This is a genomic window from Holdemania filiformis DSM 12042 (genome assembly GCF_000157995.1).
GTDB classification, from domain to species: Bacteria; Bacillota_I; Bacilli_A; order Erysipelotrichales; family Erysipelotrichaceae; genus Holdemania; species Holdemania filiformis.
In genome coordinates this window covers 268,576-291,552 of record NZ_GG657557.1, presented here as the reverse complement: position 1 = coordinate 291,552, position 22,977 = coordinate 268,576, and the positions used below count along the sequence as shown (strand labels likewise).

Sequence of the window (22,977 nt, the reverse complement as noted above, 5' to 3'; positions counted from 1 at the left end):
AGTTATCGCTCCGGCTCCCGTTTCTTCGGGGCGGCAGGCTTATGGGCAGGCAGCTCCTGTTTGAGCTTATCCCGTACTGAGGGGCGGGACGGTTGCAGTTTTTCTCCCTGAGTACGGCTACGCTGCTGTTCTTCTCGCACCAGATCAATAAAGCCATCCAGCACAGCAGGGTGGCTGTTCAGGACATAACCACAACGGACGGTTTCGGGGTTCTCGTTGGGAATGGTCTTAGCCCATTCCTTATTGCGTCGGGAGTAGCGCCCATCCCAGTCCTGAAGCTGAACGGTGTTAGCCAGAACCATAGCCACACGCTCCATGCCATAGGTCTCGATCACACCCTTTGCCGCATCGTGACTGAGATACATTCCGTCGAAGTGTTCCCGCACCGCCGCTTCAATGGACTCCTTGCATTGGAGATTTGCATTGTTGGAAGCCCGGTACTGCTCCAGCTCCCCATGTTCTCTCGCATAGGCGGCAGAGTGGGGATAGACCGGTGTTGTTCGCAGTTCCTCTTTAGCTCTGCACACATCGTCGGCACGGTTCTCAATACTGTCCCGGATCACATCCATATAGCCGGTCTCCAGCTTTTCAAAATAACGGTACACATCTTCCAGCGGCGAAGGAGATTCCAAAAGCGCCTTGGCCTGGGCGTCGGTCAGCTCCAGTTCCTCCATCGCCATCACGATGTCCTCACGGATGGTGTACTCATAAGTGTGGTGCAGGATTTCTTCCGGGGGCTGGCTTTTCAGCCAGTCCCTGTATTTGTCCTGCTCAGCGGCCATCTTTTCATAAAGAGCTGTATTCAGATCGTTGGTATTCATGTTATCGCACCTCCTCATGTTGTTTTGGTTTCTTGTCAGTACTGCGGGGTGGCACCGGGCGTTTCAGATGATCCAGCACCGAAGGCCGTGTACTTTTGGCAACAGCGGATTCGGTGTGTGCCGGTCCCTTTCCGTCGATGTTGAGCAGGGTATCCAGCTCCACCAGACGGGCGTTTTTGCCTCTCAGTTCTTCTTCATAAAGGAATGGCTTTCCAACTTCCTCCTTTGCGGCAGCCTGCTGCTGATAGAGGTTATCCAGCTGGGCCTTTGCCGCCTCCAGACGCTGGGGCATCTGGGCGAGGGCATTGTCGATACGGGTAAGATTTCCGCGAGGGTCTGTACCAAGGGTTGCCCTGTGGGTCATCTGGCCTTTCAACAGGAGCGTATATTCCTGTTTCCAAGCGGAAAATTCCACAGACATGGCATAGCCCCGGTAGCTGCCGATCTGTACCGGATCGGAGGTTTTGACCTCCTTGCAGGCATCCAAAAGGGCAGCACCGGCGTTCTCCTTATCGGTCAGCAGATCTCCACGGATCTCCATACCGGCAAAGCCGTCCTCCGGGTGCGGGTGCGCTGCCAAAACCTCCAGATCAGATTCAAAGCCCTTGATAAAGCCCTTGTGCTTTTCAATCTCCTCCGGGAAGTATTTGAGCAGCTGGTCCTCCAGACGATACTGCTTGCTCTGGTGGTCGGCTTTCATCAGCTTCAGGCGGGATACTTCCACATCCAAATCCATACGCTCTTTGATACGGGGGTCTCCGGCGCACAGAGCCTTGATCTCGGCAAAACTGAGGGCGGTTTCATCCACATCATCGCAGGAGCGCACCGGCGATTTAGAAGTCATGATCTGGCTGATGAATTTCTGCTTATTCTCGACCGTCTGCCAGAGATATGCGTCAAAGGTTCCTTCGGTCACATAGCGGTACACATGGACAAGGGGATTCTGGTTGCCTTGGCGCTCGATACGGCCCTTTCTCTGGGCAAGGTCTCCCGGTCTCCACGGACAGTCCAGGTCATGAAGTGCCACCAGACGGTCCTGCACATTGGTGCCTGCGCCCATCTTGGCGGTGCTGCCCATAAGCACACGCACCTGACCGGTACGGACTTTAGAGAACAGCTCCTTTTTCCGCACTTCGGTGTTAGCTTCATGGATAAAAGCGATCTGGTCGGCAGGCATCCCCTGGGCAATGAGCTTCTGACGAATATCGTCATACACCGTAAAGGCCGGTTCCTGCTCCGGCAGAGGTACAGCGCCTTCCAGTGCGTGAAGCAGTGGATTATCCAGCGTTTTCGCCGCCTTGCTTGCAGGAGCTTTTGCCTGCGGGGTAGAAATATCACAGAACACCAGCTGGGTCAGCTTGTCAGCTTCGCCATCCCGCCAGATCTGCATGATGTTCTCCACACACTGATTGACCTTTGTGCCAGGTTCATCCGGCAGCATCTGGTTGACGATCCTCTGGTCCAGCCCCAGCTTGCGGCCATCCGAGGTAATTTTGAGCATATTGTCCTGGGACGGATCAACGGTTCCGCTGTGTACCAGCGATGCGCGCTCCGAAAGGGCCTTGACCATTTCCTGCTGATGTTCGGTGGGCTGCGCCACAACATTGTGGTATTCCACCTCCGGGGTAGGCAGATTCAGTTGGTCGGCGGTCTTGATGTCCGCCACTTCTTTGAACAGGTTCATCAGCTCAGGCAAGTTAAAGAACTTGCTGAATCTTGTTCTTGCCCGGTAGCCGGTTCCCTCCGGTGCCAGCTCCAATGCTGTGACGGTCTCCCCAAATCGGGAAGCCCAGCAGTCGAAGTGGGTCATGTTCAGCTCTTGCAGGCGTTCATATTGAAGATAACGCTGCATGGTGTAAAGCTCGGTCATGGAGTTGCTGACCGGTGTGCCGGTGGCAAAGATCACGCCACGGTTTCCAGTGATCTCATCCATATAGCGGCACTTGGCAAACATATCGGAGGATTTCTGCGCGTCCGATGTGGAAAGACCAGCCACATTCCGCATTTTTGTGTATAAAAACAGGTTCTTGTAGTTGTGGGCCTCGTCTACGAACAACCGGTCTACACCCAGCTGCTCAAAAGTTACCACATCGTCTTTTCGCCCCTCGGCTTGCAGCTTTTCCAGTCTGGCTTCCAGCGACTTTCTGGTACGCTCCAGCTGCTTGACGGTAAAACGCTCACCGCCGCTGGCCTGCACCTCTGCGATACCCTCGGTGATCTCGTCGATCTGCTCATAGAGAAGCCTTTCCTGACGCTCCCGGCTGATGGGGATACGCTCAAACTGACTGTGTCCCATGATGATGGCGTCGTAGTCACCGGTCGCAATACGGGCGCAGAACTTCTTGCGGTTATGGGTCTCAAAGTCCTTTTTGGTTGTGACTAAGATGTTGGCAGAAGGATAGAGGCGCAGAAACTCCGATGCCCACTGCTCAGTCAGGTGGTTGGGAACCACAAAGAGAGATTTCTGGCACAAGCCCAGGCGTTTGGCTTCCATCGCAGCGGCCACCATCTCAAAGGTTTTGCCCGCGCCTACTTCGTGTGCCAGCAGGGTATTTCCGCCATACAGCACATGGGCGATAGCGCTTTTTTGGTGTTCCCGCAGGGTAATGGCCGGGTTCATGCCGCCAAAAGTGATATGGCTGCCATCATACTCGCGGGGACGGGTAGAGTTCATTTCTTCGTTATACTGGCGCACCAAAGTCTGGCGGCGCTCCGGGTCTCTCCAGATCCAGTCCCTAAAGGCTTCCCGGATAGCCTGCTGTTTTTGGGCAGCCAGAGTGGTCTCCTTGGCATTCAGCACGCGGCGCTCTTTTCCGTCTGCGTCCTCTATGGTGTCATAGATACGGACATCCCGCAGGTTCAGGCTATCCTCCAAAATCTTGTAGGCATTGGCACGGCTGGTTCCGTAGGTGGTGTAGGCTGCCACATCGTTGTAGGATACAGAAGATTTCCCCTTGATCTGCCATTCAGCAGTAAAGGAGGAATAGTTGACCTCAATGCTGCGCTGGAGATAAACCGGGGTGTTGAAGGTCTCGTACATAAACTGCTGGATGTACTCCTTGTCAATCCAGGTAGCGCCCAGACGCACCTCGATCTCCGACGCATTCAGGTCTTTGGGCTGGGCGGCGGTAAGGGCTTCCACATTGACTGCATAAACCGGGTCCTGCTGTGCCGCCCTCTGTGCCTGACGCAGTTTGCGGCGTACATTGCCGGAAAGGTATTCATCAGCAGTCACATAATGGGGCGATCCGTCCTGTTCCAGCTGTCCCGGTACACGGAAGATCACACCTTGCAGTTCTCCCTCCAGTTCTTCTTTTGTTTTTCCGCTAAGCTGGCTCATATAGCCCATATCTACGCAGGCTTTTTCCGAGATGGACACCGCCAGTGCTTCGCTTGCCGTATCCACAGCAGCCACTGCCTGATGGGGCTTGATGGTCCGTTTGGTGAACATATCCGCCTTGCGCTCCAGCTTTCCGTCCTCGTCAATAACTTCCAGCGCACAGAGCAGGTAATAGGAAGAATCGTCTGCATAGGCCAGGCGGTTTGCACGGTCATTGATGAGACCGTATTTGGCAGAAAAGCTGTCATAGAGCCGGTTCAGTTCCGCCTGTTTTTGGGTAATGGTGCTGTCTGGAACCGCTGCATCCATCTGAAGGTCGATCAGTTCCTGCACACAATCACGCAGTCCCACAAGACCTTTCACGCGGGCTTCGGCGGTGGCGTTGAGGTCAGGGCGCACCATGCGGCTGTTTTCCCGGTAGTACACCTGTCCGTCTACAATGGCATAGGAATAGTTCTTCACATTGGGGTCGGCAGGAATGGAGGTGTCAATGGCTTCGCCTTCGCCCAGCTCCGGCAGCTCTGCCTCCTGATAAGTGCCATGAATGTACTTCACAGCATCATGCAGCTGGTCGGAAAGCTCCAGTCCCTCGATAGGGTTCACGGTGTAATCCATACCATGAGCAGTGCTTACCGGCTCCTGTCTGCCCAGCACCATTTCCGGGTGGTCGATAAAATACCGGTTGATGGCAAACCCATCCTCCGTTTGTCCGGTCTGAGTCCATTCCGGCACGATGTCCAGCGGACGGTCCCGCTTTTGGAGAAAGATGATGTCTGACACCACCTCGGCACCGGCATTCTTTTTGAACGCATCATTGGGCAGACGGATAGCTCCCAGCAGTTCAGCACGCTGGGCAAGATAGCGGCGCACGGTGGAATCCTTGGCATCCATGGTATAGCGGGAGGTCACAAAAGCTACCACACCGCCGGGACGCACCTGATTCAATGCTTTGGCGAAAAAGTAATTATGAATGTTGAAATTCAGCTTGTTGTAGGCTTTGTCATTGACCTGATACTGACCAAAAGGCACATTGCCGATGGCAAGGTCAAAGAAGTCCCGCCTGTCAGTGGTCTCAAAGCCGCCTACTGTGATGTCCGCCTTGGGATAGAGCTGCTTTGCGATGCGCCCGGAAACCGGGTCCAGCTCCACGCCGTACAGACGGCTGTTTCGCATTTTCTCCGGCAGCATACCAAAGAAATTGCCCACACCCATAGACGGCTCCAGAATATTTCCGGTCTCAAATCCCATACGGTCCACCGCTTCATAGATTGCCTGGATAACCGTAGGGCTGGTGTAATGGGCATTGAGGGTAGAGCTTCTGGCGGCGGCATATTCCTCCGGGGTCAGCAACTCTTTCAGCTGGGCATACTCTAAAGCCCATGCCGGTTTCTCCGGGTCAAACGCATCAGAGAGACCGCCCCAGCCCACGTATCGAGAAAGAACCTCCTGCTGTTCGGGGCTTGCCTGCTGTCCGGCAGCTTCCAGCTCTTTCAGCAAACGAATCGCATTGACATTTGCCTGGAACTTGGCTTTCGGACCGCCTTCGCCCAAATGCTCATCGGTAATGCGGAAGTTTTTTGCATTGCGGCGCAGGTTAGCCTTGTATTCCTCATAAGATGCTTCCTCGGCAGCTTTGGCATTGGGAAAGGTCTGCCACTGGCCATTGACCTGAATGGAAACCGGGTGTTCATCCAACACTTCCTCAAAGGTTTTCTCCGGTTCAGTCACAGGGGCTGGTGGCTCCGGCTCCTCGATATGCAGTCGTTCCACCACCACATCATAAGGCAGATTGTTCTTATCGCCCGGATAGACGGCCACAGTCTCGGAATGGAAGGCCGGGGATTCGGCAGCCGGTTGGGGCTGTTCCTGTCCAAAACCGTCCTGCTGACGGGCATACATCCCGCGCAGCAAAGGCGCAACCTCATCCCAGCGGAAATACAGCATAGCCAGACGCTTTTCCTCTGCATCCATGACTTCCAGTTCTATGCCCTGTGCCGTGGTACGGTAATCGGCAATATCGCCGGTCTCCAGATTCAGTGTCTCGATCTCACCGGAATAGGCTCTGCTCAGCCAGTAGGCGATCTCGCTGTTGCTCCTGCCGGATTGCAGCAGCGTGGAAATCTGCTTTTTATCCGCTTCATCCATCAGTCCATGAGCCAATACATCCCGCAAGTCCTGATCTGCCTTGTCCGGGTCAGTAGGAAGAAACTCGGTATAGTAAGCATTGCGGCGGTCTGCCCGAAGCAGCTGCTCGAACTGTTCTTTGCGCTCTGCCCGGTAGATGGGATATACCATCCCGGTGGGCAGAAGCTGTACGGTGTCCTCCCGCAGCTCGGTGATCTGATAGGCGTCATCCTCGATATACACGGTATCGCCCACGGCATAGACCGGGGCAGCTGGGTCATAGGATGTTCTTTGCGGAGTTGGGCGGCGAACTGCATCATATTCCTCATCGGAAATGGAAACTTCGGAAGTCTGCTCTGTCTCGGCATCTGCAATCTGCTCTGCATCTGACCTCACCTGTTGGATAAACGGATCATTGTCCAGTTTTTCCGGGTCTGCCACCTGGCCGTTGACAATCCCTCTTTCCTCCAGAGCTTCCCGGATGGCGATTGGGTCGATGTTGTCAAAACGATCCTGTTCTTCTTCGGTATAGAACCGTTCCTCCTGAATGAGCTGGGCAAGCCTGCGCTGTACCTTCGGCCAGGGCAGCTGCGTTTCCTCCGGGCTGCCGGCACGGACAACGAACAGGCTGTTGCTGTTACTGCCGCCGTATTCCTGAGCCAGCCATGCGGCGGTATCTTTTTCTCTTGCATGGTCTTTCATATAGCGGACAACAGCGTGTTTACTCTCGATATTGCCGTTCCATGCACAAAGGACAGTATCAATATCTTCCTGAGAAAGAGGGCGCAGAAGCTCATGGAGCTTTGGATAGGTCTCGTCGATCACTTCCCGGTGCAGACGCTGACGGAACTCCGGCACATCCGAATAGAGTCGGATCAGCTCCATATCCTTAGAACCAAGAACCGCACGGCGCACAGCGGCATTGCCCTCGATGACAGCATTTTCACGGTCAGAATGCCCGCAGGCATTGCGGTATGCGGCATCCTCGGAAATAGCGGCAGTCACCACAGGCTTATACTGCTCAAACTGCTCCCGAAGGATAGGCTTTGGCGTTTCTTTCTCCACCTCCGGCTGCTGTGTTTGAATGGCATCTTCTTCGGCCAGTTCCTTTTCAGACTGGATTTTGTCATACTGCGCCTGTTCCTGTTCGGTAAGATAGCGGTCTTTCTGGACAAGTGAGGTAATGCGCTTGGCAACCTTTTCCCAGTTCAAGTGAACATCCGGGCAGTCCTGCTTTTTATAGTGCAGTCCTTTCCCATCGTGATCTTCGCCGCTGTGTGTTGCACCGGACAAGGCATGAGAGCGTCCGCCAATGCCATACTCGTCTTTGAGGAATCTCACTTTCCCCTTATCCGTATGGTTTGCCATGAAAAACGCATAGATACGGCCTTTTCCACCGGCGAAACTGCTTCCGCCGGTCATGGCGGCGTCGATCTCATCCTCGGTAATGAAGTGCTGAACGGTTGGCACTTGGGAAAGGTCTGAAGAAAAGGTCCTGCGCGGCAGGTCAAGGTCCTTCAAGTTCTCCCAGATCTCCCTCGGTCTGTGATAGTGAAAACGCAACAGGTCACGGTCCTGCTGATAGGCAGTCCAGAAGGCGGCGTATTCTTCCTTGAGTGTCTGGCGGAAAGCCGGGTCACTCAGCTGCTCCGTCAGGCGGCGGGTCTCCTCCGGGAAACCATTGCCTTTGATCTCTGACAGGCAGGACAAATATCCGGCTTCTCTGGCACCCTCACTGAGATCGTGATACAGATACCAGAGCTTTTCTGCAAGGAGGGATCGTTCATAGCCTGCCGCTTCTGCAAGCTCCACATTGGAGGCAAACTGGCCGCTCTCCAAAAGCTCCCCGATACGCTCTGCGGCGCTCTCCCAGGAAATGACCTGGGCAGACCTGTCATAACGGACAGACTTCCCATGTGAAAGATGGATACCATCCTCGGCATACCATGCGCTCACACTGCCAAGACCATTGCCGCCGTGGTACAGCGTTTTCAGTATCTCGGCAATCTCAGCGGTGGTTTTCTGCTTTTCAAAGGCTGCAACCACACGCTCCCTTTGACGGTCTGTATTGCCGCCCAAACGCAGCACATGGTCGATGTCATTTTGGGCAAAAGAAAAAGCAGAGGATGTATGCGCTACATTCTCTGCTTCATCTATGGATTGGATCTGTTCCGCTTCGGAGAGGAACAGGTTTAGGGTCAGCTGTTGATAAGCTCCGCCATCAGGATTTCTTCGGCCTGAGCTTTGCAGGTGTTCATCAGCCCCACCCACTTCATGGGATCGCTGGCTTTCAGTTCCTCGGTGGCTCCCGCTTCCTTCGCCAGCTGGGGCATCATCTGCTCCAGTCTGCTCTGGGCGATCTCGTCGATCTCCAGAAGGTGCGGGTACAGCTTCTCGCTCAGCAACATCTGGTTGTAGAGGATGGGACGATGTTCCTTCAGGTAGGTTTTCCTCATCCTGCCGTACTTGCCCAGGGGTTTCTCCGGCTGCTGGCTCAGCTTCAGGTCGGGAATCAGATAGTCTCCGTTCTGGATATAGGTCATGGGATTGTTCATCTTGTTTGCTCCTTTCTTGGTTGGCTTCGCGCTCTGCATTTCGGACGGTAACGCCGATCTGCCGCAGCACCTGCTGATTGATCTGGCTGACCGCTGTTCCCAGCGCCCCGATGGTGGACGGGGTGTTGAAATCAAAGATCGCCATGAAATCTTCGTGGTCGAAGTAGTGTTCCGGCTCCAGTCCGCAGCGGGACATCAAAGCGTAAGTGATGCTGACGGTGGCGGCTGCCTTAAACTGCACTCCGATGTTAAACTCATCATATTCCTCCAAAAAGGAACCGTCAACGATATAGAAGAAGTCCTGCTGATGCTCTGCCCAGTATTCCTCGGCCAGTTTTCCGGCTACTTCGGTGAGCTGTCCGGCAAGGTTCTCACCGGAAACATCATAGGTGCGCTCCAGCATGGCCTGCACGGAATCCAGATGGCGCTCCTCCAGCTGCCACAGCCAGGGAGTTCGGGAATGTTCACGGGTTCCGGTATCGGAAATGTCAAAGACATAACGCAGGCGAGGTCTGTCCCCGGAATCGTCCACCAGAGCGATCCCTTTGGAACCGCGCCTTACATACCGGCCCATCTTTTCATTCCACAAATCGTACTCCGCACAGGCGGTGGCGTCCGGTCGCTGGGCGTAGATCATCAGCTGCTCATGGAACGGGTACTTGTAAAGTCGGGCTGCCGTAGTAAGGAACCCTGCCCATTCCTGCCAGCTTCCAGTGAGTTGCGTTGCCACCTTGTCCGCCATCTGTGCATATAGTTCAGCTTTGGTTGGCATAGTGTTCTGTCCTCCTTTCAGTTTTGGGGTAAAGAGGTGGGGTGGCATATTGCCACCCCATCCCTGCGATTATGGTGTTTACTGGTCAAAATCCGGGTACAATTCCAGCTCGGCAAACTCGGCATCACTCATGGCTTGGAGCTTGCCCAGTGCGCTGTCTGTCAACTCCCGCAGCTCGGTTTCCTCCGGGGCCAGCTCGCCGCGCATCTCACGCAAACTGTCAATCAGCCCGGTGCGGCTGCCGGTATTGTAAATGCACATCAGGTTCATTTCCTCAAAAGTAAAGTTTCCCATATCAAATCTCCCTTTCCGCACTCTTTTTTGGTGCTGTCTTTTTGTGTTCTGTCTTGGGCTGGCCTTTCAGCTGCTCCATGACGGACTTTTTCTTTTCCCGTTCCTCCCGATGGGTGGCGGCTGCCAACTCCATCAGGGAAATGGGCTGACCGCTTCGGGCCTGCTGTTCCAGCTCTGCCACCGTGGGTTCTTTTGCGCCATTGTTGATGATACCGTCGATCATGCCATAATCGTCCTCCAGGGCCATTTCCGCATTTTTCAGCGGATTTTCCGGCAGGAATCCGGGGATCTGGGTAAAACCAACGCTGTCGCAGTAATGACAGGATACCTTACCGTCCTGTTTGATCGCAACGATGTCGCTGACGCTCATGGAGGGACTGTGAAAGTCTACGGGTTTTTCCAGATTGAATTGCTGATAGAGTTTTTCCAGCTGCTCCGGCACAGTGCCAGACTCACTCAGCGGAGCGGTGTAAATGAGGTCATAATTGCTGCGGTCTACGGAAACATCATGGGACTCTAACCAGTCCAGATTCATAAAGCGCACATTTTGCGGATCGTTACGGCTCACCTGGTAGATGGCAAAGCAGTTTCTGTTCTGGGAGAGAAATGCCTGTTCTCGTTCCTGCTGATGTTCCTGACGCTCCATGACCTTTTCGTGGAACTGAGGGCTTTTCTCCCATTCCTCGCGGTCCACACCGAAAAGACCGCCATGCTCCATGATTTCCTGCGGGTCAAACACCATGCTCTCCGTATTGTCCTCATGCAGCACATAGACGGTCAAACCGGCAGCATCCAGTTCCAGCGCCCGTTCTCTTGTAACAGGGAGCATCCCGTCATAAGAGTAACCGTATTTCTGCATATCCGGTGTGGAGACCTGCTCATCGGGCGTTGGGTATTCATCCAGCGCCTGCTCCTGTGCCTCCGGCAGCTGGGAAGAAGCGGCCATCTGACCGACCTCTGCCTGCATCTGCTGATAGGCAGCTTCCTGCAAGGTCTCGATCATAGACAGGGGAGCGTGTCTAAGTGAAGTGCTGTCCAGATCGTTGTCATCACAAATCTGGAGAACTGCCTTCATGCGGGAAAGCTCCGGCATATCCAGCTGACCGCCATCCAGCTCTTTCATGGACGCGGCATCGTAAAGGGTGTAGTCCCAGCCGCTGTCACAGGGCTGAATATGAAGATAGGTGGCATCGTCAATTAGAAACAAAGCCTCCTGCTGGTTTGCCTCCGCATCAAGAACCGCCATTTCCGGCTCTTTTTTTGCATTGGGGTCAATTCCACGCTCTTTGCAGATTTCCTTATAGTGGCGCTCAATGTCAGAGATCAAAGTGCCGGAGGTCTTATTGATGGTCTCCAAACTGGCTCTCAGCTCTTTCAGTTCCTTGCCCTGACTCCAGCTGGCAATATAGCCGAAGCTGTTTTCTCCGGTTTCAATGCCAAAATATTTGCAGACTGCATAGGAGATGCTTTCAGCCTCTACTTCTTCCGTGTGACGGTCTTTCTTCTGTTCCTGCAAAAACTGGGCGAGAGTAGAAAAGCCGCCAACAAAATTCAGTCCTTCTTCCTCGGTCAGCATCAGGCGTCCATTTTCCGCCAGCTCCAGCGGATCTGTCAGCAGAACGGAACCTGCATGGTTTACAACCACTCGTTCTTCTACACAGACCGGCTCTCCGGGGTCGTAGTCAGAACCGCGCAGGTCATAGCAATAAACGCCCTCCGGCAGATTATCACGGACAATCCGCCCATTGGAGAACAGACCGGGTTTATCAAACAGCTCGATCTCCTGATATTGCTCGTCATTGGCAATCTGAATCTTTTTCTGATTGTGGAGCTTGCTGTGGGCAATCTCGTGAACCGTGGCCGAAACCGTCTGCACCTCGCTCATGCCCTGACGAATGGCGATTTTCTGATGATCGGCAGAAAAATAGCCGTCCGTATCGGCGGCCATTGCTTCAAAAGTGATCGGCATCGGCGCACTGCGGCGCAGGGCCTCCATGAATGCCTCATAATTGGGCACATTGCCGGAAAGGGAGGAGGCAAGCTCCGGCAAAGGTTTCCCATCGGTCTGGCTCACATCAAAGACCTTGACCGGGCGAAACATGGGGATCTCGATTTCTTTTTCCTCTGTGATGATCTTTCCGTCTTTATCCAAAATCGGAGCCTTGGTATCCGGGTCCAGTTTCTGCTCCTCGATTTTCTTCTTGTACGGTGTGGGGGCGATGATGGTAATGCCATGTTCTCCCTTTTTAACATGACGCTCAAACTGGTCTTTCCACTTATTGTATCCGGCTACCAAAGTGGCGTCCGGCTTCTGCATATAGATGAGCATGGTGTTGTTTACCGAATAGCGGTGGAAGCGGGACATAACGGACAGATAGCGCATATACTTTTCACTCTCAAACAGTTCCTTGATGCCCTGCTCGATGCCGTCTGTGATTTCCCTTAGCCGCTCTCGGTTGGTGGGTTTGTTCTCAGCCATGATTTTCAATCTCCTTTCCAAGTGTGTGATTTCTGCTGTGTGTTCTGCAATCCATGCCTTTTGTTCTTCTTCACTTTCATAAAGAAAAAGATCCAGCAGGTACTCCACATAGATTTTCTTATGGATTGCTTCCACAAAGCGGGGGTGCGGTTTCTCCTCCGGTGTCCGGGGAGAATGGTCGGCCTCCCATTTTTTCAGCAGATAGTAGTAATCGGACAGTACGCGATAACACTGCTGCCGGTCCTCCCGAAACTTTTGTGCCTCGGTTTTCTGCCGGACATACCTCCTGCGGGGAGGGGCCTGACTGTCATAGATCAGGCCAAAGTCCTGTGCCAGTTTCTCCGCCGCTTCTTTTGGGGAGAGGTCAAAGAGCTTTGCGGTAAAGTCGATCACATCCCCATCTGCACCGCAGCCAAAGCAGTGGAACCGCTGATCTACCTTCATGCTGGGGTTCTTATCATCGTGAAAGGGACAGCAGGCCATACCATTTCGTTTGACCTCGATCCCATAAAACGCTGCCGCTTCTCTGGTGCTGACCGACTGCTTGACTGCTTCAAATACATTCTCTGCCATGTGCCTTTAACTGCTGGACTTTCTCACAGGGGGCTGGTATCCGGCAGCTTTCGCACGCTCACTGGCAGCTTTGCGACGCTCGGCGCTGTATGGCTCCCTGACTGATACACACCGCTTGGGGACGGTAAAGTTATGGGCGTCCTTTCGGGTGATCTGGTCGGGGTGCTTTTTTGCCAGCAGTTCCAGCTTCTCCATCAAACGGGGATCGTGGGTGTAGACCTCAGCCATTGGTTCTGCCTGGTTATAGAGGAGAATGGTTTCCCGTTCCGCTAAAGAGAGCTTCATCGGCTGCCTCCTTTCCGCTGGTCAAATTCCAGCTTGAAGTTGGCGTACTGTCCATCGTCCTCCAAAACCACAGTGGCATCGTAGGTCTTGCCGGTTTTCTCCGAATATAGGCCCGTTACACGGACACGGCCATCTTTCAGCAGTGCAGACACCACAGCCTTGGTCGGCTGTTTTTTCTTGGCAGCCCACCATTTGTTATTTTTCCAGATTGCAAATTTGCAAGAATCATTCTGACAGAAGAAGCCTTTTTGCAGTTCTGCAACTTCACCGCCGCAGCGGGGGCATTTGCCTACCACCTCACGGGGCGGGGAGAACAGGTACTCGGTTCCCTTGATGACCTGATAAGTCCCCACCAGGTCTCCCAACATGGTGCTGATCCCGTCCAAAAACTCCTCCGGGGCAAGCTGCCCGCGCTCGATCTCGCCCAGGCGGTACTCCCACTCGGCAGTCAAAAGCGGCGATTGCAGCTGTTCCGGCAGAACGGTGATAAGGGAAACTGCATCGTGGGAAGGGAGAAGCTGCACCGTTTTCCTGCTCTTTTTTCGTTCCAGAAAACCGGCAGATACCAGCTTTTCCAAAATACCGGCACGGGTGGCCGGTGTCCCCAGACCTTTTCGTTCGGCATCCTCCGGCATATCTTCTTTTCCGGCAGTCTCCATCGTGGACAATAGGGTGTCCTCCGTAAAGTGCTGGGGCGGACTGCTTTTGCCTTCTTTGACGATTGCCGCAGAAACCGAAAGGGTCTGTCCTTCGGTCAGCTCCGGCAGGGCTTTCTCTGCGCCCTCTTTTTTTGGCTCCGCATCCTTCATTTTGGCACGGTAAGCGTCCTCCAGTGCTTTCCATCCGGGGTGCTTCACTGTTTTTCCTTTGGCGGTAAACTCCCCACCGGCACAGTCGGCAATCACAACGGTTTCCGAATAGATATGGGGCTGGGCTACGGCACACAGCAGACGCAGGGCCACCAGCTCCAGCACCGCTTTTTCTCCCGCAGGAAGGGCAGAAAGGTCTGCATCCTTGAGATTTCTGGTAGGGATTACTGCGTGGTGGTCGGTTACTTTCTTATCGTTGATGACTGGCTGCGGATCACAGGTAATGGCGATCCCTTTGCGAAACGGCATAGCATTGGCAACCAGATTGACCAGCACCGGCAGGCTGTCTGCCATATCACCGGTCAGATAGCGGCTGTCAGTACGGGGATAGGTGCAGAGCTTCTTTTCATACAGGCTTTGCAGATAGTCCAGGGTCTGCTGGGCTGTAAATCCAAGCAAGCGGTTGGCATCTCTTTGCAGAGTAGTCAGGTCATAGAGGGCGGGCGGCTTTTCGGACTTTTCCTTGCACTCCACCTTTTTGATCGTGACGGCTGCACCCTGGCAGACTTCTTTCAGCTGCTCGGCAGCGGCCTTATCCGCCATGCGCTCCCCGGATACGGTAAGACCGGGTAGCTCCAGTGCCACGGTATAAAAGGGAACCGGCTTAAAGGTGTCGATCTCAGCTTCTCGCTGGACAATGAGTGCCAGCGTAGGGGACATCACGCGCCCGATGTTGAGGGTGCGGTGGTACAGCACGGAAAAAAGCCTTGTGGCATTGATCCCCACCAGCCAGTCGGCCTTGGCACGACAGAGAGCAGCATCCCGAAGTCCGTCATAGTCCGCACCGGGGCGGAGGTTTGCAAAGCCCTCCCTGATGGCGGAGTCCTCCATCGAAGAAATCCAAAGCCTTTTCATCGGCTTTTGGCAGCCTGCCAGCTCATAGACACTGCGGAAGATCAGCTCGCCCTCGCGTCCGGCATCGCAAGCGTTTACCACCTCCGTCACATCCGGGGCATTCATCAGCTTTTTGAGAATATCAAACTGCTTTTTCTTATCCTTTCCCACCACCATCTGCCAATGCTCCGGCAGAATAGGCAGGTCATCATATCGCCACTTGGCATACTTGGGGTCATAGCTGTCTGCATCTGCAAGCCCGGCCAGATGGCCCACGCACCAGCTGACACGCCAGCCGTTTCCCTCCAGATACCCGTCCTTACGGGCGGTTGCACCAATCACCGCCGACAGACTTTGTGCAACCGATGGTTTTTCAGCAATCACCAGCTTCATAATCTTCAACCTCCCATTCATTCTGCCAATTATCAGACAGTTTTTTTGCAATGCTGTGTTCTGAGGCAAGTGTAATGTCATAGCCAAAGCGATAATCATATCGGTACAACCTGCCAATCAAATCATTGATTATGATATTGCAGGCCATAATCACACGCTCTTTATCCACCTGCATCAGTTGATAGCGTTGATAATTGTTGTAATATTCTCGATGTCTGTGGGTTCTGCTGACCGTATCTTCCATCAGACAATCTATGGCATCTTTTTCACCATCTTCTTTGCTGCCCTGTGTATAAGACAACAGTTCCTTAACCATGGGAAAACTTTGTTCATCTACCGTTGCTTCTTCGCTCAAAAAACCGATATAAGCTTTTAGTAACAGGCTAACTGCTGTTTTTTCAGCTTCAGATAAAGCGTTCATGGTCTCCGCTGCATCAGGCAACAGTTCCTTTTCCACAAATTCATCTATCTCACCAGAATAAAGCATTCGGATTGAGTCCACACATAAAGAGCGTTTTTGGGGTGCGGTCTCAATTTCAAAATCATAAAGATCCAAGTCATCGTCCTTCTTTGATTTTTTTTGAACTTTGCTTATAGCAGTGAAAAGAATGTCTCCTCCAAAGTAAATTCCGAAGGCGACCAGATCAAAAATAATCAGAAAGTGTAATAACAAGTTCCAGGTGTTCATTGTGAGGTCCTCCTTTCTTTGACCATGTGCTGATTTTGGGTGTAGATTTGCAGTAAGAGAGTGAGTAGAGCAGCAGAGGACAGGAATTTCTCCCTGTCCTCTGTCCCTTATCCCGCAATGATTTGAAATATGCTACGCTCAAACGGTTCAATCTGTTCTATCACTTTCCTCATTAGGGTCAGAACCCTCAAAACCATCCTCAAGGACTTCCTCATCCTCAGTTTCCCATTCCTCGGAATCTTCCTCGCCATAATCATAATCGTCCAGACTGTCATTGCCCTTGGTCTTAGGCTTATTTTTAACGAGTTTCAAGTAGGCAAATACGCCACCGCCGCCCAGCAGAGCCAGCAGAAGGATCAGGGCAGCCGGGTTCAGTCCGGCAGACTTCTCTTTTTCCGGCTCCGGTGTTTCTGCCGGAGGTTCCGGTGCTTTTCCCGTACATTTACTCTTATCAGTTACACAGACCGGGCAGGCCGTATTAACTGCCCCTGCTTCACATTTCTTCGTGCAGCTGCACACAGCTGGCGGCTCCTCTTTGGCATTTCCATCTTCCATCAGTGCCATCAGGTCCGCTTCATCCACCTGGTTCAGAAAGTGAACAGCAGTCTTTTTATCCTCGTTGGCCCTGTCGATCAGGATATAAAAATAGTTGCCTGCCTTGGTGGTAACGGTAATGAGCTGCTTGTTGCCACCAAAATCATCCACCAGAGCGGCGTTGCCATCCGGGGTCAGCGGAGGTGCTTTTTCCGTTTCTTCCACCACCACATTGCTGTCATTGGTGGTATCCTCTGCCGGGGGCGGAGCTGCGCCCTGGGCAAAAGCGGGAACGGTAAAGCCCAATGCCAGAACCAGCGTCAGGCAAATGGCGGAAAGTGTTCGGAGCAATCGTTTATTCCTCATAGCTGTTTTCCTCCTGTTCGTTGTTGTCATCAGCCAAACTGCCGGGAACTGTGCCTCCGGACAGCATGGCGCTCAGCTGAGCCGGGGTCATACGCAGTGCGCGCACCATCTGGACGATCTCCAGATTTTCTGCCTCGGTTTTCTGTGTCTCCAGCGCCTTGAGCTTTTCCTGATACTCTGCGATCTTCTCGCGGACCTTAGTAATCTCCTGGTCAATGCGTTCAATTTTGTTCTTTGCCATCGTCTATCACTCCTTCTAAAAAATCTCTGTTACCAGTTCATCAGGCCGTAGCCCTTGATACTCTGATAATTCAGGTCATAACTTTTGATCTTGCAGGCATCGCCGGAATTTCCCTCCACGGTATAAACACGGCTGCCATCGGTGCCGATAACAATTCCCACATGGTCTGCGGAACCATCCAGATCCCAATCGAAGAAAATGGCATCACCGGGGGCGATGTTTTCATATCCTCGTGCGCCCCACTGTCCATGAGACTGGAACCACGGAACACCCTGAGACTGACAACCAGCAAAGCGTGGTTCCGTTCGACCGGATTGACCATAGCACCATGATACAAAGCAGGCACACCATTCCACACGGGAGTCAAAGCCGTACCAGCTCCAATAAGGTTGTCCTCCCACATTGCCCACCTGACTTTTCGCCAGTTCCACCAGCTGCGGATTGCCGGGGCGGGTGCCATTGATAAATTCAACACCAGTCAAATCTTCAGAAACACCTGTATCGGGAGAACCGCCACCAAACAACAGCGGCTTATTGCCCATAGTCTGTCGGTAGACCTGGTACATCTCCATCTGCTCCGGAGTCAGTAGTTCTGGCGCAAGAGAGGCAATGGAACGGCTTGTTAAAGTTACATGGAGAATACGATATTCATATTCATGCTCATCCCCATCTTCGTCAGTGTAAGTGCGAATCTGAATTTCTTCTCTCAGCGTGAGCTGATACTGTGCATCAAACACACGCTCCAGCTCTGCCTGTGCGCTGTGGCGTGTATAGCCCTGCAAGACAGCAGAGAGAAACGCCGCAAGCTCATGGGGGTCATGGCCGATCATGCCAAGGTTATAGCGATACTCGTCATACCCTGGGTGGCTGCTTTCGATGTTGTCGATTTTCTCCTGCAACCGAGCTTCTCTGTCTGCATAATCTGCCTCCACCGCCAGCATTTCCGGGTCATCCGATGGATAGGTAGTGCCGGAAATTACAGAACCAATACTCTGTGCCATCATAGAGCAGGAGGACATGGTATTCATCAGCATACAGGCGATGAGGAAAAAAACCCCTGCCATCAGGAAGCCCTTCTTGTGGCGCATGACGAATGCCCCTGCCTGCTGTGCCTTTTCTTTTACCGTCCTTGCGGCTTTTCCGGTTTTGGACGCAGCCTGGGCGGTATTTCCGGCAGTCTGACCGGTGCGCTTGGCGACGGCATACTGCTTTTTGATACTCTGTTTTTGCTGCCAGCGGGAGAGAGGGTTGCTGGTAAACTGAGGATTTTCCCGTAGGGACTTCTGGTACAGGGCATTTACATTTGCCTTTTCCAGCTTCTGCTCGGCCTGGGCTGCTTTGCGGTACGGCTTCAGCTTGTGGCTGCGATAGCCCTCCCGCACCAGATAAGCGCTGGTCTCCACCGCCTCCTCGGACTTGTGGGCGCTTTCCACGCCCACATTGTCCTGTTCTGTTTCCCGGATCTCTTTGTGAAACTTGCCCGCGACCAGATGGACGGGAGCTTCCTTAACCCCTTGAGAAAGTTTGGAAGGTGGTTTTTTCTTGTCCTCAAAGGTCAGCTTCGAGGTCTTTTTCCCGGTGTCCGGGTCAATGACCGTCTGTCTGACTTTTTTCTTTGGAATATTGGCCTGCGCCTTATCTGCTCTGGCCGTAGCTTTCTCCGTTTTGCGGATCGGCTTTTCCAGTGCAGGGTCAGCCCGTTCCTCATCAGTAAAGCGCAGGCGCGGCTCTTTATTCAAACCAATCACCCATTAGGATAGCATCCATCATGTGGTGCAGCTCCACATAGAGGGCCAAACCTTCCGGATCATATAGCGGATGCACGGTGAGATACGCATGGACTTGCGCCAGAATCTCAGAGAGCATTGTGATAGGTCTGCACCCTACAATGGTTGCTGCACCAGGGGCACACATCATATTCGCCCAAATCGAAAAGAGACGGGCAAGACCAATTTCGCCATCCTCATTCAAGGTTTTGAGTTCTTTGTCAGCGGTACGACACTCAACAACAGCGGAGGCCATTACCGGAAGCAACATGAATTCGTGAGCCTCCAATGCCTCACGGAAAAAAATCATGGTATCAAGTTCGCAAATATTCTGTTTCATAGTTATTCATCCTCCTTTTTCAGTTCCTGGGGTTTGGTGGTCATAATGCGGTAAAGCTCAGTATTCTTCGGGAAGTGGTCAACGAAGGGCAGGATGGTGGAGCCATAGAACAGCAGGCCCTCGCCCTCACCGGAGTGGGTCACATAGCTAAGCTGGTGCGTGGAAATGCCCAGCTGCTTGGCGAGAATCTGACGGTCTCCGCCTGCCTGGTTGAGCATATACACGAAGTCGGAGTTTTCAAAGATGTTCTCCACCTCGCGGCTGCTCAAAAGGTCTTTGACATTCTGGGTGATACCTGTCGGAATACCGCCCCATTTGCGGAATCGCTTCCAGATTTCCACCGTATAAGCGGCGGTCTGCTCCTCCTTCAAAAGCAGGTGCATCTCGTCGATGTAATAACGGGTGGACTTGTGGGCAGCGCGGTTAATGGTAACGCGGTTCCACACCTGATCCTGGACCACCAACATACCGATTTTCTTGAGTTGCTTGCCCAGCTCCTTAATGTCATAGCAGACAATGCGGTTATTGATGTCCACATTGCTCTGGTGATTGAACACATTGAGGGAGCCGGTTACATAGATTTCAAGGGCCGTGGCGATATACTGGGCTTCCTTTTCCTCCTGTGAACGGAGCAGGTTATATAGGTCCTCCAGTATGGGCATATTCTCCGGGCGCGGGTCATTGAGGTAGGTCTGATAGACCAGACGCACACAACGGTCGATGATGGTTTTCTGCACCGGCTGCAATCCGTCCTTACCGCCCACGATCAGCTCACACAAGCTGAGGATAAAGTCAGACTTGAGGGACAGCGGGCTTTCATCATCCGAATAGTCCAGGTTCAGATCCATCGGATTGATGTAGTTGGTTGAGGTAGGCGAGATCTTGATGACCTGCCCATGCAGACGATCCACCAGAGGTGCGTACTCCGCTTCCGGGTCACAGATGATGACATCATCATTGGTAAGCAAAAAGCAGTTGGCAATCTCACGCTTGGCGCTGAAAGACTTACCGGAACCCGGCGTACCCAAAATCAAGCCGTTGGGGTTTTTCAGCAGCTTTCTATCCACCATGATGAGGTTGTTGGACAGGGCATTGATGCCGTAGTACAGGGCTTCCTTGCCGTTCTGGAATAATTCCTGTGTGGTGAATGGTACAAAGATAGCCGTAGAACTGGTGGTCAGCCCTCGCTGAATCTCGATCTGATTGAGTCCCAGGGGCAGACAGCTCATCAGCCCTTCTTCCTGCTGGAAGTCCAGTCTGGTCAGCTGGCAGTTATACTTCTGGGCAATAGAGCCTGCCTGAAAGATGTTGTTGCCAAGCTGACGGGGGGTGTCCGCTGTGTTCAGCACCAAAAAGGAGACCAGGAACATTCTCTCGTTTCGGCTCTGCAAATCCTGCAACAGCTTTTTCGCTTCGCTGCCGTAGGTGGCAAGGTCAGAAGGAATGATGTCCATGTCGTATCCGGCGCGGACTGCTTTTTTCTGTTCCTCAATCTTACTGCGGTCCAGATCGGTAATCTTACGCTTTACCGTTTTGATGGCTTTCACCTGATCCACCGACTGAATGTGCATACTCACAATGAGCGAGCTTTCCATATCCAGAAAATCAGCCAGCAGACGGTCATTCAGCTCTGGGGCTAAAATCTGCAAAAAAGAAACAGCCCCGTATTTCTTGCCCATACGGAACTGCTTGCCGGTGCGGAACTCAAAGGAGCTTGGTGCAATAAAATCTTTCGTGGACAGGCCGGAAGGAGCCAGCCAGTCCCATTCAAACTGAAACGGGAGCTGTTCATCCATGTGGAATACCGCATGAAGCTGGGAAAGCCTTTCCTTACCGTCCAATGTTCTGGCGGCTACACCAAGACGCTTGAAGTTATTGAGTATATCGGTCTCAATACGCTCCAGACGGGGCTTGGCGGCTTTGATGCTGTCAGCGTTGATACCAAAGGTCAGGTATTTGGTCTTGATGAGACCGTTGTTGCCTCTGACCAGCTGATTTTGCAGCATCGTGGTATATTCCTCACGGATACTGTCAAAGGCATCCCCCTGGGGCGGAATGGAAATGGAGTTGGCAAAGGTCTCCTCCGATGCCGCAAGGTTCAAAAAAGACAGCTGGAAGTGAATCGAGCTGTCGAAATAATTGAGGAAATCACACCAGCCCTCAAAGATCGCGGTCTTATCTTCATTTTGGGAGAGCTGATAGTTGATGTCCTGAAACTGAATGGTCTTTGTGTAGTGGCTGTCCGATACGCGGCAGATCCCGTCCGGCCACATTCGTTCATAGGGGATACTGTCCTGTGCCGATTTTCCTTTTTTGTCCGTGCGGTTGGCGCGGGCAATGGCCGCTTCGATCTGCTTCTTATCGGCGCGGGACAGCTTTTTCTTTGTCTTTACCGGATGCACGGTCTTTTCTTCCGGTTTTCCCAGCAGACGGCGCAGCCAGCTTTTCATTGCGGTGAACAATGTCATACACCTCCTTATCGAGCATTTCCTGCCGCTTTAATACGGCATAAAAGTTATTGGTCTGGTAGGGACGCTGCTTGGGACGGATCACAGCTACTTTGAGGATGTTGCCGACGATCTTTTCCAGGGGCTGTCCATGCTTTTCATACATTGCCAGCAGGAAGAAGGGCATCATGACCAGCATCATACACATGGCAGCCATGCTGTTTCCCGCAGGCTCACGGAGCCACAAGAACAGCGGTACACCTACAAGCGCCCCGGCGGTAAAGCAGACCAGCTGCCTTCGTGTCAGATTGAACATGACCTTGGTTTTGACTTTGGTTAAATCTTTGGGTACGGGTACATAAGCCATATTATCCACCTCCTTTATGGGAATGAAATAGAGCTGTCCACTTCATTTCCCCACACATCCCAACCGGGTGTGGATTGACGAGCAAACAGTTCTATGCGCGGGAGATCACCCATCAATGAGACAATGCGTTCTCTGGCTTCCTGCGGTTTTTTTGAATGTTCTTCAATGTGAGAGACAATGACCTGATGAACAGCTGCGTTTATACGCTTGGGATGTCCTTTCGTTGCGAGGATACAAAGTTCCACATTGGAGCGCGTCCAATATCCCATTCCCCAGAACAAGCTATCTGCCTTTCGATTTTGCTTTACCCAAACAAAGCCGACGGTTTTATAGGTAAATCCCCATGCCTTCAGAACTGAGAGACCTTCCAGTAAACATGGAATCGTGACCCATAAAAACAAGGCACAGTCTTTATCCGCCAAGTTGCCTACTGGCAGCGCACAAATATCCTCGATACTCATGGTCGGATAGTGACTTTCTGCACTGCGTCCCAATCCTTTCTTGGAATATACTTTGTAGTTCCATGGCGGGTCTGCGTAAATGATTTGATATTTTTTCATACAGAACCCTCCTCGTATAATAAGTTTGTAAGCAAGAAAAAACAGCTTACAGACTTATTCTTTTTTGTGTATAAATGGTAAGGACATCTAAGAGGAATTCCCCTCATCCCAATTCCCATCTATACAGTTGATAAGTTACATTTCAATATAGGTAGATCCTGTGGTATGATATCAGGTAAAGTCTGATGTCCGAAGGCACTGCTCTCCCTCCTTTCAGCCGGCTTAGTCCGAGACTGCTTTTTAAGCATTCAGCCTGGCACATGCGGCACATTCCGCTGACACAGAATTTTCATCCCCAGCCGTTAGCCCCAGCAAGAAAGGCTGACTGG

General features: G+C 52.7%; 16 protein-coding genes. 1 reads left to right on the top strand and 15 read right to left on the bottom strand.

Going from position 1 to position 22,977, the window contains the following annotated elements:
- Positions 1-2: 2 nt before the first annotated feature.
- From HOLDEFILI_RS10230 to HOLDEFILI_RS20260, 3 genes are all read right to left on the bottom strand, one after another.
- Positions 3-821 (bottom strand): DUF3848 domain-containing protein, encoded by an 819-nt coding sequence (locus tag HOLDEFILI_RS10230; protein WP_039864661.1) that lies wholly within the window; start codon positions 819-821, stop codon positions 3-5.
- Position 822: 1 nt separating this feature from the next.
- On the bottom strand, positions 823-6,987 hold the full coding sequence (locus HOLDEFILI_RS10225) for an SNF2-related protein (protein ID WP_425268579.1): 6,165 nt from the start codon (positions 6,985-6,987) through the stop codon (positions 823-825).
- Positions 6,988-8,483: 1,496 nt separating this feature from the next.
- Positions 8,484-8,828 (bottom strand): TnpV protein, encoded by a 345-nt coding sequence (locus tag HOLDEFILI_RS20260; RefSeq protein WP_425268578.1) that lies wholly within the window; start codon positions 8,826-8,828, stop codon positions 8,484-8,486.
- On the opposite strand from HOLDEFILI_RS20260, the gene HOLDEFILI_RS20255 reads away from it, so the two are divergent.
- Positions 8,827-9,594, top strand: coding sequence for a hypothetical protein (locus HOLDEFILI_RS20255; RefSeq protein ID WP_244264320.1), 768 nt, complete (start codon positions 8,827-8,829; stop codon positions 9,592-9,594). The two genes, HOLDEFILI_RS20260 and HOLDEFILI_RS20255, sit on opposite strands and share 2 nt — an antisense overlap.
- A gap of 96 nt (positions 9,595-9,690) precedes the next feature.
- Here HOLDEFILI_RS20255 and HOLDEFILI_RS10220 read toward each other — a convergent pair whose 3' ends face one another.
- The 12 genes from HOLDEFILI_RS10220 to HOLDEFILI_RS10165 all read right to left on the bottom strand — a co-directional run bounded on the left by HOLDEFILI_RS10220 (position 9,691) and on the right by HOLDEFILI_RS10165 (position 22,648).
- Entirely contained in the window at positions 9,691-9,906 is a 216-nt protein-coding gene (locus tag HOLDEFILI_RS10220; RefSeq protein ID WP_002576226.1) for a transposon-transfer assisting family protein, read from the bottom strand.
- 1 nt (position 9,907) lies between these two features.
- Entirely contained in the window at positions 9,908-12,958 is a 3,051-nt protein-coding gene (locus HOLDEFILI_RS10215) for an LPD28 domain-containing protein (RefSeq protein ID WP_006059587.1), read from the bottom strand.
- A gap of 6 nt (positions 12,959-12,964) precedes the next feature.
- Positions 12,965-13,243: a hypothetical protein gene (locus tag HOLDEFILI_RS10210; RefSeq protein WP_006059586.1), complete on the bottom strand. Its 279-nt coding sequence runs from the start codon at positions 13,241-13,243 to the stop codon at positions 12,965-12,967.
- Entirely contained in the window at positions 13,240-15,339 is a 2,100-nt protein-coding gene (locus HOLDEFILI_RS10205; RefSeq protein ID WP_006059585.1) for a type IA DNA topoisomerase, read from the bottom strand. Before HOLDEFILI_RS10205 ends, HOLDEFILI_RS10210 begins: the two co-directional genes overlap by 4 nt.
- Positions 15,320-16,027 (bottom strand): hypothetical protein, encoded by a 708-nt coding sequence (locus tag HOLDEFILI_RS10200; RefSeq protein WP_006059584.1) that lies wholly within the window; start codon positions 16,025-16,027, stop codon positions 15,320-15,322. The genes HOLDEFILI_RS10205 and HOLDEFILI_RS10200 overlap by 20 nt, the downstream gene beginning before the upstream one ends.
- A 147-nt stretch (positions 16,028-16,174) precedes the next feature.
- Complete coding sequence (locus HOLDEFILI_RS10195; protein WP_006059583.1) at positions 16,175-16,927, bottom strand: DUF4366 domain-containing protein; 753 nt, start codon at positions 16,925-16,927, stop codon at positions 16,175-16,177.
- Positions 16,917-17,168, bottom strand: a complete 252-nt coding sequence (locus tag HOLDEFILI_RS10190) for a DUF4315 family protein (protein WP_006059582.1) — start codon at positions 17,166-17,168, stop codon at positions 16,917-16,919. Before HOLDEFILI_RS10190 ends, HOLDEFILI_RS10195 begins: the two co-directional genes overlap by 11 nt.
- Positions 17,169-17,197: 29 nt before the next feature.
- Complete coding sequence (locus HOLDEFILI_RS10185) at positions 17,198-18,907, bottom strand: CHAP domain-containing protein (protein ID WP_039864656.1); 1,710 nt, start codon at positions 18,905-18,907, stop codon at positions 17,198-17,200.
- Positions 18,900-19,274 carry a DUF3851 family protein gene (locus HOLDEFILI_RS10180; RefSeq protein ID WP_002569211.1) on the bottom strand — a complete coding sequence of 125 codons (375 nt, stop codon included), beginning with the start codon at positions 19,272-19,274 and terminating at the stop codon, positions 18,900-18,902. The genes HOLDEFILI_RS10185 and HOLDEFILI_RS10180 overlap by 8 nt, the downstream gene beginning before the upstream one ends.
- Positions 19,275-19,276: 2 nt before the next feature.
- Complete coding sequence (locus HOLDEFILI_RS10175; protein WP_006059580.1) at positions 19,277-21,676, bottom strand: VirB4-like conjugal transfer ATPase, CD1110 family; 2,400 nt, start codon at positions 21,674-21,676, stop codon at positions 19,277-19,279.
- Positions 21,633-22,088, bottom strand: coding sequence for a PrgI family protein (locus HOLDEFILI_RS10170; protein WP_002589059.1), 456 nt, complete (start codon positions 22,086-22,088; stop codon positions 21,633-21,635). The genes HOLDEFILI_RS10175 and HOLDEFILI_RS10170 overlap by 44 nt, the downstream gene beginning before the upstream one ends.
- A gap of 14 nt (positions 22,089-22,102) precedes the next feature.
- The gene (locus HOLDEFILI_RS10165; RefSeq protein ID WP_002589060.1) at positions 22,103-22,648 is read right to left on the bottom strand and encodes an MT-A70 family methyltransferase; all 546 of its coding nucleotides are present in this window, start codon (positions 22,646-22,648) and stop codon (positions 22,103-22,105) included.
- Positions 22,649-22,977: the final 329 nt, after the last annotated feature.